12 protein-coding genes are annotated in these 12,377 nt (G+C 73.1%); 4 read left to right on the top strand and 8 right to left on the bottom strand.

What is annotated here, in order from left to right; all coding sequences use genetic code 11:
* Window positions 1-53: 53 nt before the first annotated feature.
* The 5 genes from ACIBAF_RS06290 to ACIBAF_RS06270 all read right to left on the bottom strand — a co-directional run bounded on the left by ACIBAF_RS06290 (window position 54) and on the right by ACIBAF_RS06270 (window position 5,430).
* Window positions 54-704, bottom strand: a complete 651-nt coding sequence (locus ACIBAF_RS06290) for a response regulator (protein ID WP_399461950.1) — start codon at window positions 702-704, stop codon at window positions 54-56.
* Window positions 701-1,960: a sensor histidine kinase gene (locus ACIBAF_RS06285; protein WP_399461949.1), complete on the bottom strand. Its 1,260-nt coding sequence runs from the start codon at window positions 1,958-1,960 to the stop codon at window positions 701-703. Before ACIBAF_RS06285 ends, ACIBAF_RS06290 begins: the two co-directional genes overlap by 4 nt.
* Window positions 1,961-2,064: 104 nt before the next feature.
* Window positions 2,065-3,207 carry an ABC transporter substrate-binding protein gene (locus ACIBAF_RS06280; RefSeq protein WP_399461948.1) on the bottom strand — a complete coding sequence of 381 codons (1,143 nt, stop codon included), beginning with the start codon at window positions 3,205-3,207 and terminating at the stop codon, window positions 2,065-2,067.
* Between the two features lie 171 nt (window positions 3,208-3,378).
* Complete coding sequence (locus ACIBAF_RS06275; RefSeq protein WP_399461947.1) at window positions 3,379-4,368, bottom strand: helix-turn-helix domain-containing protein; 990 nt, start codon at window positions 4,366-4,368, stop codon at window positions 3,379-3,381.
* 87 nt (window positions 4,369-4,455) lie between these two features.
* A complete protein-coding gene (locus ACIBAF_RS06270) occupies window positions 4,456-5,430 on the bottom strand; it encodes an alpha/beta hydrolase (RefSeq protein ID WP_399461946.1) in 975 nt (324 codons plus the stop codon).
* Between the two features lie 240 nt (window positions 5,431-5,670).
* Here ACIBAF_RS06270 and ACIBAF_RS06265 point away from each other — a divergent pair, with 240 nt between their 5' ends.
* Window positions 5,671-6,651 carry a TerC family protein gene (locus ACIBAF_RS06265; RefSeq protein ID WP_399461945.1) on the top strand — a complete coding sequence of 327 codons (981 nt, stop codon included), beginning with the start codon at window positions 5,671-5,673 and terminating at the stop codon, window positions 6,649-6,651.
* On the opposite strand, the gene ACIBAF_RS06260 is transcribed toward ACIBAF_RS06265, so the two are convergent.
* Both ACIBAF_RS06260 and ACIBAF_RS06255 read right to left on the bottom strand, forming a co-directional pair.
* Window positions 6,641-7,591 (bottom strand): FkbM family methyltransferase, encoded by a 951-nt coding sequence (locus tag ACIBAF_RS06260; protein ID WP_399461943.1) that lies wholly within the window; start codon window positions 7,589-7,591, stop codon window positions 6,641-6,643. The genes ACIBAF_RS06265 and ACIBAF_RS06260 overlap by 11 nt on opposite strands.
* Before the next feature lie 159 nt (window positions 7,592-7,750).
* Window positions 7,751-8,314 carry an NAD(P)H-dependent oxidoreductase gene (locus tag ACIBAF_RS06255; RefSeq protein WP_399461942.1) on the bottom strand — a complete coding sequence of 188 codons (564 nt, stop codon included), beginning with the start codon at window positions 8,312-8,314 and terminating at the stop codon, window positions 7,751-7,753.
* A 118-nt stretch (window positions 8,315-8,432) separates the two neighbouring features.
* Between ACIBAF_RS06255 and ACIBAF_RS06250 the strand changes: the two genes are divergently transcribed.
* From ACIBAF_RS06250 to ACIBAF_RS06240, 3 genes are all read left to right on the top strand, one after another.
* Window positions 8,433-9,089 carry a TetR/AcrR family transcriptional regulator gene (locus tag ACIBAF_RS06250; protein ID WP_399461941.1) on the top strand — a complete coding sequence of 219 codons (657 nt, stop codon included), beginning with the start codon at window positions 8,433-8,435 and terminating at the stop codon, window positions 9,087-9,089.
* Between the two features lie 116 nt (window positions 9,090-9,205).
* Window positions 9,206-10,243, top strand: coding sequence for a LacI family DNA-binding transcriptional regulator (locus ACIBAF_RS06245; RefSeq protein ID WP_399461940.1), 1,038 nt, complete (start codon window positions 9,206-9,208; stop codon window positions 10,241-10,243).
* A gap of 190 nt (window positions 10,244-10,433) precedes the next feature.
* On the top strand, window positions 10,434-11,870 hold the full coding sequence (locus ACIBAF_RS06240; protein ID WP_399461939.1) for an aldehyde dehydrogenase family protein: 1,437 nt from the start codon (window positions 10,434-10,436) through the stop codon (window positions 11,868-11,870).
* Between the two features lie 19 nt (window positions 11,871-11,889).
* On the opposite strand, the gene trxA is transcribed toward ACIBAF_RS06240, so the two are convergent.
* Complete coding sequence (trxA, locus tag ACIBAF_RS06235) at window positions 11,890-12,270, bottom strand: thioredoxin (RefSeq protein ID WP_399461938.1); 381 nt, start codon at window positions 12,268-12,270, stop codon at window positions 11,890-11,892.
* Window positions 12,271-12,377: the final 107 nt, after the last annotated feature.

Below are 12,377 nucleotides of genomic sequence, written 5' to 3'. Positions count from 1 at the left end.
GCGGGAGACGACGAGGGGGCGCCCACGTGGCCGGGCGCCCCTCGTCGTACGTCTCAGGCGAGGTCCAGCAGCCCCCGGCGTACCGCCTCCGACACCGCGGCCGCCCGGTTGTCCGCGCCCAGCTTGCGGTAGAGCCGCACGAGGTGCGTCTTGACGGTGGCCTCGCTCAGGAACAGGGCCTCGGCGATGGAACGGTTGCTCAGCCCGTCCGCCAGCAGCCGCACCACCTCCACCTCCCGCCCGCTCAACTCCCGCTCCGGATCGGAGACTTGGGCGACCAGCTCGCCCACCACGTCCGCGGCAAGGCCGAGCGCTCCGGCGGTCGCGCCGCGCACGGCCCGGAACAACTCCTCGGGCGGACCGGCCTTCAGGACGTAGCCCCGCGCCCCCGCCTCCAGCGCCCGCACGACATCGACCCGACCCGAGTAACTCGTCAGCATCACCACAGGGACTTCCGGCGCCGCGACCCGCAGTCTGCGCACCGCCTCGATCCCGTCGATCCCGGCCCCGCCGGCGCCCGCGAACCGCAGGTCCATCAGCACCGCGTCCGGGACCAGCGCCGCCGCCAGCCGCACGGCCTCCTCGCCGGTGCCCGCCTCGGCGACCACCTCCAGGTCCGGCTCACCCTCCAGCAGCGCGCGCAGCCCGGCCCGGACGACGGCGTGGTCGTCCGCCAGCAGCAGACGCAACGGGGCGCCGCTCACCGGGCGGCCACCGCACTCGGCGCGCCCACGGGCCGGGCCGTCGACGACGCGGGCACCGTGGCCCGCACCCACGTACCCCGCCTGGGCGCGCTGCCGACCTCCAGATCGCCACCGCACTCGCGCAGCCGGGTCCGGGCCGCCGGAAGTCCGAGCCCGCGGCCCGGACCCGAAGCGGCTGCGCCCCGGCCCGCGTCGAACCCCGCGCCGTCGTCCCGCACTTCGAGCTCCACCCGGTCGGCGTGTCCGTGCAAGGTGACCAGGACGTTCCCCGCGCGGGCGTGTTCGCGCACATTGGCCAGCATGCTCTGGGCGACCCGGAACAGGGTCGCGGCCGTCCGGCCGTCCACGGCGGGGCGGGGTGCGCCCAGTGAGCGGAACCGCACCCGGGCCGCGGCCCCCTCCGCCTCCGCGCGGGCGCACAGCAGCCGCAGTGCGCCCTCCAGACCGGCCTCGTCCACGGCGGACGGCGTCAGGTCGCGGATGATCCTGCGGGTCTCGGCGAGGTTGGCGTGCAGTCCGTCGGCGACGGCCCGGACCCGGGTCCGGGCCACGTCCGGACGGGCGTCCCAGTCACGGTCCGCCGCCTGCAGCAGCATGACGCCGCCGGCGAGTTCCTGCGCCAGCGTGTCGTGCAGGTCCCGGGCGATCCGGGCCCGTTCCGCCAGCACCCCGGCCTCACGCTGCTGCCGGGCGAGCACGTCCCGGGCGCCCTGCAACTCCTCGACGAGCCGCAGCCGTTCGGCGGCGTCGCGCTGCTGGGTACGGTAGAGGGACACCGTGCCCCACACCGCGGCCACCGGGATCAGCACGATCTCCGGGTCGAACTGACCGACGCTGCGGGTGAGTTGACCGGCCAGCACGACGGTCAGCGCGGCCACAGCCACCCCGGCCGCCCGGCGGCCGAGCGCGCGCAGCGCCACACAGGCCAGCGGCACCGCGCACCACACGTAGGCCCCGGTGAGCGCCGCGGGAGCGAGGAGGACGAGGACGGTCCACAGCGCCAGCAGCGTCGCGACCCACACGGGCCGGCCGAACCGCCCCAGCCGGTCCCCGGCCGCGAGCCCGCCCGCGTACACCAGCGCCAGCAGCCCGCTGACGGTCACGATGTCCCAGCACAGGCCGATCCTCAGCTTCTCGAGCCGCACCAGACCCGCGCCGACGACGAGGAAGAACGTCAGATGCGAGAGACGGGCCAACGCCCACCGGCTCCCGCGGGCGGCCCTCGCTGAGGTACGGACGGGAGCACGGTCGGACACGGCAGAAACCCCTTGGACGCCCTTGGACGGTGATCCGTTCGAACAGGGGTGCCGAGTCTATCCGTCAGCTGTAGGGCCGGTGTGAGGACGGCGGGTGCCGTCCGTCACGCCCCCGGGTGCAGCCCGAGCACGCCCGGCGTCGGGTCGCCCTTGACCTCGCCGAAGTACAGCGCGAACGTCTGCTTCCAGCGCTCGACCTCGGCGCGGTCGGCCATGAAGCGGGGGAAGCCGTCCACATGGGCGTTGGGATATTCCCAGATCTGCTTCAGTCCGGCCGGGGGAGTGACGTCGGTGCGCACCGACCAGCCGTTGAAGGACCCCTGCTGGTGCTCCAAGGACAGCTGCCAGTTGAGGAAAAGTTTGGCGGCGGTGGAGTTCCTGGCCTGCTTGAGGACGGCGGTGCGCTGGCCCCACGCCATGAACGGGTGTCCGGCGCCGATGGCGAACGTCACGGGGGACGAGCCGACGGCGGACCCCGCGGTACCGACCCCGATCGGCTTCTGCCCGCCGAAGACGGCATCGCCCGGGGAGTTGCTGCCGCGCGCGAACTGCACGTCCTGAGCAGCCAACTTGGCCACCCAGTCCCAGCCGTACGTGCGGGCGTAGAGCGTGTAGAGGTAGAGGACCGCGTCGTCGTCGTGCGGGTAGGACGAGGCGATCCTGCCCTTCCACTCCGGGGCGACGAGGTCGAGCGGGGTGAGCGCCCTCGTCGACCCGGCCGCCGCCGTGTCGTACAGGAAGCTGAAGGCGATCGCGCCCGTGGCCACCCATGCGCCCTGCGGATCCTTGAATCCGTCGTAGACCTTGGAGAAACCGGCGGGCTTGTAGTGCAGCAGTCGGCCCTGCCGCTTCCAGCGGTCGAAGTCCTGAAGGGTCTGGAACTGGACCACGTCCGGGACGAGGGTGTCGGTGGCGAACTGGTTGTCGACGCGCACGTCGTGGTACTTGCTGTAGTCGACGATCAGCGTCAGGTCGATCTCCGGGAAGCGGTCCTTGAAGGCCGCCTTGGTGCCGTCCTGCTGGGTCGGGGTGTCCCCGCCGGCGTAGACGACGAGTTTGCCGCCTTCCGCGAGCGCGGCCCGGTACAGCTCGTCGAGCGACCGGGTCTCCTCGCCGCCGGAGCCGGTCCGACGGGGAGACGTGGACGACGTGGTCGCGGAGGCAGGGGCCGTGCCGAGAGCGCCGAGGCCGAGGGCGGCGCCCGCCCCGGTCGCGAGGAGACGCCTTCTGCTGGGGAATCCGGACATGGTGAGGAGACCTCTCAGGACTCGGAGGGGGGTGAGGACCGGGCGCCACGGTCGATGCCGAGTGTGCCGGGCCCGACGGCCGGTCCGCGTCGTCCGGACGGATCGGACGACCCGCGTCCGGTGGAACCCCCGTTCAACCGATCGGTTGAACGCCCGCCCCGCCAGGCGCCGCTACGGCCGCGCCAGCCGCCGCATCGTCAGCGCGAGGTGCAGCCGCAGCCGGCCCTGGGGCGTGCGCACCGGCCACCCCAGCAGATGCTCGGCGTGCACCAGCCGGTCCTGGAGCGTGGAGTGGTGGACGTTCGCCTCGGCGGCCGCCGCCCGCAGACTGGCCGTGGCGGTGACGGCGTACAGGGTGGCGAGCAGCCAGGGGGCGTCCGCGGCGGCCGCCTCGACGGCGTGGACGTCCGGCGGCGGCTCGGCGCCCGGCGCCACGAGGTCGGCCAGCAGGGCGACGCCGCCGAGCTCGTCGGCGTACACGACCCGGGGGCCGGGGTCCTGCGCGGTGCCGTCCGCGGTGAAGCGGAGCGCGGTGCGGGCCGCGGTCCAGGAGCGGGGCAGGTCAGGCACCGGCACGGCGGGCCCGACACCGGCCCGGCCGGCGGGTGCCGCGTCCCGGGCGTCCGCGGGCAGCACCCGGGGCCGGCCGCCGGGCGTGGCCAGCGCGCGGGCCGGGGCGGCGGGGTCGAGGCCGAGTCGGCGGGCCGCGTGCAGCCGGGCCGGTTCGGCGGCCGTGGCGTCGAGGAGGGTCTCGACGAGGGCGGGATCGTCGAGCGGCGCCCGTCCACGGGTGCGGTCGAGGACGAGACGTGCCGCGCCCGCCGCCCGTTCGAGGATCACCGCGTCCACGACGCTGGGCACGGCGCCGGTGCGTTCCAGCCACAGCGCGGGAGCGCCGTCGGGCGTCAGGCCGGTGGACGGCCAGGCCGGGTCCGGCGGCAGGTCCGTGTCCCGGCGGGCGCCGTCGGCCTCCACCCGGATCCGCACCCGCCGGTCGGCGTCGACGAGCCGCGCGGGCACCCCGGCCAGCACCGCGGCCCCGCGCACCAGCGCCTCCACCCCGGCCCGCGACTCGGCGAGCCGGTCGAAGTAGGCGATGACCTGCACCGCGGCCCCGGCGTCCGGGTCCAGCGCGGTCAGGCGCCCGGCCAGCTCTTTCATACGGCCATGATGCGCCACGCGGGCCCGCCAAGGAACGGACCGCCTCGGATCCGCACCCGGCGCCGGGCGGCGAGCCGTCTGCGGGGGTTACTCGGCGAGCAGCCTGCGCAGCCAGTCCAGGTGGGCCGCGCGGGCGGACCGGGACAGCGTGGCCTGCGGCGCGAAGCCGTCGAAGCCGTGGAAACCGCCCGGCCAGACGTGCAGTTCCGCGATCCCGCCGGCCTGCCAGATCCGGGTGGCGTAGGCGACGACCTCGTCCCGGAAGGTCTCGGCGGAGCCCACGTCGAGGAAGGCCGGGGGCAGCCCGGACAGGTCCTCGGCGCGGGCAGGCGCCGCGTACGGGGAGACGTCCGGTCCGCCGCGCAGCTCGCCGAGCAGGGCGCCCCACCCGGTCTCGTTGGCCGTGCGGTCCCAGACGCCGAGGCCCGCCATCTGGTGGCTGGAGGGGGTGTCGTTGCGGTCGTCCAGCATCGGGCACATCAGCATCTGGCCCAGCGGCCGCGGGCCGCCCCGGTCGCGCAGCAGCAGGGCGAGCGCCGCACTGAGGCCGCCGCCCGCACTCGCTCCGGCGATCACGATGCGCTCCGGGTCCCCGCCCAGTTCCTTGGCGTGCTCCGCCGTCCACAGCAGACCGGCGTACACGTCCTCGACCGGCGCCGGATGCGGGTGTTCGGGCGCCAGCCGGTACTCCACGGACACCACCACCATGTCCAGCTCCCGCGCCCAGTCGAGGGCGACGTCCACCCCGACCCGGTTGTTGCCCAGGACCATGCCGCCGCCGTGCACGTGGTAGACGACCGGACGCGGCCGGTCGGGGGCGGGCGCGGTGGGTCGGCAGATCAGCAGCGAGATCTCGGCGGCGCCCTCGGGCCCGGGCACCGTCCGGTCCTCGACCTCGAAGGCGCCGCCCGCGGTCAGGTCGAGCTCGGCGAGCAGGGAGATCCCCGGTCCCTGCCGGATGACCTCGATGTCCTCGGGGGCCATCCCCGGCTGGATCATCTCCTTGATCAGTTCCAGGGCGGCGGCGAGTTCGGGGTCGAAGGGCGGCGGCACGTACGTCATGGGCTTCTCCTCACGCGAAACGCGGATGCGCGGCGGCTCGTGCGGCCCATGATCGGCGCATCCGCCGCCCTGGTGAGCACCGCCGTACGGCGGAACCTGCCCGCCGTTCGGCGGGTGACGCCCGCCCCACCCGCGCAGCTTGCCAGGACATGACCTGTTGTTCACCTGTGCGGGGTGGAAAGGAACAAGCCGGTGCGACAACGATTTTCACCTCCCCCACAGGCTCCAGGAGTACCACCCGTGAACGTCTCGCTCTCCGTCTGGCTGCTGACCGTCGCCGCCCTGTGCGCGCTCGTCGCCGTCGACTTCTTCATCGGCCGCAAACCGCACGACGTGTCGGTCAGGGAGGCCGGGATCTGGACGATCGTCTGGGTCGTCCTGGCCTGTCTGTTCGGCCTCGGCGTGTTCGTCTTCGGGGGCGGCAAGCCGACGGGGGAGTTCTTCGCCGGGTACATCACGGAGAAGTCGCTGAGCGTGGACAACCTCTTCGTGTTCGTCCTGATCATGGGCAAGTTCGCGGTGCCCTCGCAGTACCAGCAGCGGGTGCTGATGGTGGGCGTGCTCGTGGCCCTGGTGCTGCGCGCGGTGTTCATCGCCGCCGGAGCGGCGATCATCTCGACGTTCTCCTGGGTGTTCTACCTCTTCGGCGCGTTCCTGATCTGGACGGCCTGGAAGTTGATCCAGGACGCCAAGAAGGGCGGGCACGAGGACGATTACGAGGAGAACAAGCTGCTGAAGTCGGTGGAGAAGCGTTTCGGCGTGGCCGACCGCTACCACGGCACGAAGCTGTGGGTCGAGCAGAACGGCAAGCGGGTCATGACCCCGATGCTCGTCGTGATGCTGGCGATCGGCTCCACCGACGTGCTGTTCGCCCTCGACTCGATCCCCGCCATCTACGGGCTGACCGAAGACCCGTACATCGTGTTCACGGCCAACGCGTTCGCGCTGATGGGCCTTCGGCAGCTGTACTTCCTCATCGGCGGCCTGCTGAAGAAGCTGGTCCACCTCAGCTACGGCCTGTCGATCATCCTCGGTTTCATCGGCGTCAAGCTGCTGCTGCACGCGCTGCACGAGTCCGGGGTGCACGTGCCGGAGATCGGCATCCCGTTCTCCCTGGGCTTCATCGTGCTGGTCCTCGCGGTCACGACCTTCACCAGCCTGCGGGCCTCCAAGCGCCAGGAGTCGGAGGCCGAGGCGCTGGAGGGCGGCTCTACGGCGTAGGCGCCGCGTCCGCGCGCATCAGCACGCAGTCGAACTCGATCACCCGGCCGGTGGTCGCCTCACGCGTCACGGGGTACATGCCGGTGATGCCGAACCCGGCGGCCTCGTACACCGCGACGGCCTCGCCCATGCCGGGGCTGCCCTCGTACAGCTTCAGCACGGCGACCTCGGACTGCATCCCCGCGAACTCCGCGATCCGCTCCCCGGCTCCGGCGAACACCTCCAGGTCATAGCCCTGGGTGTCCATCTTCAGGTAGGGGCGCGGTTCGGCGAGGCCCTCCAGGGCCTCGTCCATGACCTCCGCCAGCCGGCGGACGCGGATCTCCTCGGTGTCGGCCTTCGTGAACCGGCTGTAGCGGCCCTTGCCGTAGTCGCTCGCCGACAGCAGGGAGTTCATCGTCTGCCAGCCGATGTGGATCTCCGCCGTCGTCTCCTCGCGGCCCAGCCCGCACTGGTACACGTGCCAGTCGGGGTCGTTCGCGGCGGCCTTCTCCAGCCGGGCGAACGTCTCGGACGTCGGCTCGAAGGACACGATCCGGCCGGTGTAGCCGAGCCGGCGCAGCCGCTTGGCGTACTGGCCCGTGTTGGCCCCGACGTCGAAGACGCAGTTCACGCCGTAGAGCTCCAGCATCGCGGCGACGTGCTGGGCGCAGAGGTATTCGGCGGCATCCAGCTGCAGCCTGCGCTCGTCCAGCCGCTCCGGGGCGTCCATGAGGAGCAGGGTGGCGGTGTCGCCCAGCCGCGCGGCGGCGCCCTGGGCGACGCCGGGCCGCGCGCCGTCTCTCGTCCGGCGCAGCACCCAGGTGTCCTTGTCCGCACGGGTCGCCTCGTACGGACCGCCGCCGCCCCGCGAGACCACCGCCGCCCCCGGCCCGAGATCGGTCACCCGGACGCCGACACGGGGCATCAGGTCGAGCAGTCGTCGATAAAGGGTGCGCATCTCCCCAGCCCTATCAGACATGACCGGAAGACGTCTGCAGGTTGCACGACATTCGCGGCGGACCGAGCCGAGCCGGGCGAGGGGTGTGCAGCACGAACGGGGCCCGGAAAACCGCTCCGGACCCCGTTCGGGCCTGCGTGCTGCGTGGCGTCACCGCACTCAGGCGGCCGCGGCCTCGCCCGCGTGGCCGTGCAGACGGGCCACGACCTCGGTCAGCTGGGCGGCGACCTCGGCGTCGTCGACCGGGTGGGTCTCGGCGAAGCGGGTCAGGGAGCCCGGGATGGAGAGCTTCAGGTCCTCGATGACCTTGCCGCCGGCGATGCCCACGGCCTTGCGGGCCTCGTCCTGCGCCCACACGCCGCCGAACTGGCCGAAGGCGGTGCCGACCACGGCGACGGGCTTGCCGCCGAAGGCGCCGGCGCCGTAGGGGCGGGACAGCCAGTCGATGGCGTTCTTCAGGACGGCCGGGATGGTGCCGTTGTACTCGGGGGAGAAGAGCAGGAAGGCGTCGGCGGCCTGGGCGGCCGCACGCAGCTTGGCGGCGGCTGCCGGGACGCCGCCCTCGACGTCGAGGTCCTCGTTGTAGAAGGGGATCTCGGCCAGGCCCTCGAAGAGGTCGACCTCGGCGCCCTCGGGAGCGACCTTGACGGCCGCCTCGGCGAGCTGGCGGTTGGTCGAACCGGCGCGGAGGCTGCCGACGAGCGCGAGGATGCGGACAGACATGGGTACTCCCAGAGGCTGAAACACTGCTGTTACGAATCCGGACCGAGGTCCGTTTAATGTTCTAGCACCCTAACCGGACCGCGGTCCAGTTTCATTCCCGGTGCTTTACGCTGAGTTCATGTCCGCCCTTCTGCCGCCCTGTCCGGAACCCGAGGAGACCGCCGGCGAGCCCGAGCTGCTGCAACTCGGTTCGCCGGACGACGAGCCGTGCCTGCGCGCCGACGCGGCACGCAACCGGGCCAGGCTGCTGTGCGCCGCCGCCCGGCTGATCGCCGAGCACGGGGCCGCCGGAGTCACGATGGAAGCGGTGGCGGCGGCCGCGAACGTGGGCAAGGGCACCGTGTTCCGCCGCTTCGGCGACCGCACCGGACTGCTCACCGCGCTGCTGGACCACTCCGAGAAGATGTTCCAGGCCGCGTTCCTGAGCGGCCCCGCGCCGCTGGGGCCGGGCGCGCCGCCCGTGGAGCGGCTGAGAGCCTTCGGCGTCGCCCTGCTGCGGCGCGCCGCCGACGAGCTGGACCTGCAGCTCGCGGCCGAGCCCGGCCCGGAGCGCCGGTACTCCGTGCCCGTGCGCCGCGTTCACCACAGTCACCTGACGCTGCTGCTGCGGCAGGCGGTGCCCGACGCGGACGCCGAACTGCTCGCCCACACGCTGATGGGATACCTCAACCCCGTCCTGATCCACCACCTCACCCGGCAGTGCGGGCTGTCGCCGGCGCGGCTCGAGGCCGGCTGGAGCGACCTGGTCGACCGGGTGACGTCGAACCCGGGGTGAGCCGAAGAGGTCACGACCGGTCGACTTCGGTCGACTTCGGTCGACGGTGGGGTCTCGGATTTCGACGTCCCCCGCCCGGAACCCCGCCCACAGCTTCTGCCAAGATGCCGTACGTCATGGTGCAGATACCGAACACGCCCGCGCCGACGAAGTCGCCGGCGCCCCGCCCCGTGCCCACCAGCGCCGACGTTGCCCGCCTGGCCGGCGTCTCGCGCGCGACCGTCTCCTACGTCCTGAACAACACCAGCGCCGTACGCATCAGCGAGCCCACCCGCCGCCGTGTCCACGAAGCCGCCAAGGAACTCGGGTACGTGCCGCACGCGGCCGCCCGCACCCTGCGCGCCGGACACAGCAGGATGGTCCTGATGCCCACCCTGCCCGTCCCGGCAGGCCACCTCTACAGCCAGTTCGTGCACGACTTCCAGGGGGCGCTCAGCCGCCTCGACTACACCGTCGTTCAGTACGGCGCCACCGGTCTGCGCGGCGACGACGCCGCCCGCGCCTGGGCCGAACTGCGGCCCGTCGCCGTGCTGGTGCCCACCCCCGGCATCGGCCCGGAGGGGGTCGCGGTCCTCAAGCGGTCCGGCGCCAGGGCCGTGCTGACCCTCAGCCCCGTGGCGGTCGAGGGCGCCCGCTCGGTGCGCCTCGACCACGCCGACGTCGGCCACAGCGCCGCCGCGCACCTGTACGCCCGCGGTCGCCGCCGGATCGGCGTGGTCGTCCCCGAGGAGCCCGGCATGGAGGTGTTCTCCACGCCCCGACTCGCCGGCGCCCGCATGGCCCTGCACGGCACCGACGCCACCGTCACCGAGCTGCCGCTCGTCTACACGGAGGAGTCCGCGGCCGCCCTCGCCGCCCGGTGGCGGGGCCTCGGCCTCGACGCCGTGTTCGCCTACAACGACGAGTACGCCATGCTGCTGATGAGCGCCCTGCAGGACGCGGGCTTACGCGTACCGCAGGACGTGGCCGTCATCGGCGCCGACGACCTCGTGCTCGGCCGACTGCTGCGGCCCAGGCTCAGCACCGTCCGCATCGAGCTGCCCTCGGGCCGCGACCTCGCCCGGCTGCTCGACGAGGCGGTCCGCAACCCCACGGCCACCCCCGAGTCCCCCGAACAGTGCGGAGCCACGGTCGTGCACCGCGACTCCAGTTGACCCACGGTCCGTCGGCTGTGTCCCCACGTTCCCGACAGGACGCATGACTAGGATGTTGCACGCTCAACCAGATGGGATGCGCGGTTCACCGCATCCCGTCACACCGCCGCCCAACTGGCGGTGACCGCACGGGACTTCCGCTTCCCGTGTGAGCCGTCAGTCCCGTGGGTTCACTGATCGGAGAGCCGTCATGCCGTTGCTCGACCCCCAGACCTGGCAGTCCCGCCCTCTCTCGGGCCCCCAGCACACCGTGACCGAGCCCGCCACCGGCGACGCGCTGGGCACGGTCGTCCTGGCGAGCGGCGCGGACGTCGGTCCGGCCGCCGAGGCCGCCCGCGCCGCACAGGCCGAGTGGGCGCGCCTTCCCCACTTCGTCCGCGCCGGAGTGCTGCGCAAGGCCGGCGACCTGTTCGCCGCGCACGCCGAGGAGCTGCGCGAGTGGATCGTCCGCGAGTCCGGCTCCATCCCCGGCAAGGCCGACTTCGAACTGCACGTCGCCGCCCAGGAGTGCTACGAGGCCGCCGCCCTGGCCTCCCGCCCGGCCGGCCAGGTCCTGCCCAGCGAGGCGCCCCGGCTGTCGTACACCCGGCGGGTCCCCGTCGGCGTGGTGGGCGTGATCTCCCCGTTCAACGCCCCGCTGATCCTGTCGATCCGCTCCGTCGCCCCCGCCCTCGCACTCGGCAACGCCGTCGTCCTCAAGCCGGACCCGCGCACGGCGGTGTGCGGCGGCCTGTCGCTGGCCGCGGTCTTCGCGGAGGCGGGCCTGCCCGAGGGCCTGCTGCACGTCCTGCCGGGCGGCGCCGAGACCGGCGCGGCCCTGGTCGCCGACCCGCGCGTCCCGGTGATCTCCTTCACCGGCTCCACCGCGGCCGGCCGCGCCGTCGGCGAGGCCGCCGGACGCCACCTCAAGCGCGCCCACCTCGAACTCGGCGGCAACTCCGCCATGATCGTCCTCGCGGACGCCGACCTGGACGCGGTGATCTCCACGGCCGCCTGGGGCTCCTTCTTCCACCAGGGCCAGGTCTGCATGACCACCGGCCGCCACCTGGTGCACGCCTCCCTCTACGAGGAGTACGTCGAACGGCTCGCGGCGAAGGCCGACGCCCTCGCCGTCGGCGACCCGCACCGCGCTCAGGTCCACCTCGGACCGCTCATCGACGACGGCCAACTCGCCAAGGTGCACGGCCTGGTGGAGGCCAGCACGGCGGCCGGCGCGAAGCTCGCCGCGGGCGGCACGCACGAGAACCTCTTCTACCGGCCGACGGTCCTCGCGGGCGTCGACGACACCACCCCCGCCTACGCGGAGGAGGTCTTCGGCCCGGTGGCCCCGGTGCGCCCCTTCCACACGGCGGACGAGGCCGCGGCCCTGGCCGCGCGCAGCTCCTACGGCCTCGCGCTCGGCATCGTCACCCGGGACGCCGCCCGCGGCCTCGACCTCGCCGAACGCATCCCGACCGGCATCGTGCACATCAACGACCAGACGGTGAACGACGAGGCCGTCGCACCCTTCGGCGGGGTCGCCGCCTCCGGCACCGGCGCCCGCTTCGGCGGCGAGGCCAACCTGGAGGCCTTCACCGACGTGCGCTGGACGACGGTGCGCGGAGACGTGGCGCCGTACCCCTTCTAGGGCCGGACCGGCCCTGGGGTCACTGGCTGTCGGCGGCGTTCTGCTGCTCCTCGACCGACTTGCGGACCTCGTCCATGTCCAGCTTGCGCGCCTGTCCGATCACGTCCGTCAGGGCGGCCTCGGGCAGCGCGCCCGGCTGGGCGAACACGGCGACCCGGTCCCGGACGATCATCAGCGTGGGGATCGACCGGATGCCGAAGGCCTCGGCCAGCTCCGGCTGCGCCTCGGTGTCCACCTTGCCGAACACCAGGTCGGGGTTGTCCTCCGCCGCCTTCTCGTACACCGGTGCGAACTGACGGCACGGCCCGCACCACGACGCCCAGAAGTCGATCAGGACGAAGTCGTTGTCCGTGACCGTCTGGTCGAAGTTCTCCTTGGTGAGCTCCACGGTGCTGCTCATGACCTGAATCCCTCTTCCCTGTGGGGGCGAAACCGTCCGCACAACACGGCGACCCGGAAACCTATTCCGCGCCCCTACCCGTGTGGTCACCGGCCACACCACCCACC

Origin of the sequence: Streptomyces sp. NPDC051677 (assembly GCF_044453465.1) — a bacterium.
In the GTDB taxonomy this organism is placed as follows: domain Bacteria; phylum Actinomycetota; class Actinomycetes; order Streptomycetales; family Streptomycetaceae; genus Streptomyces.
Note: the sequence above shows the minus strand (reverse complement) of the source record. Positions and strands in the feature narration are given on the sequence as shown.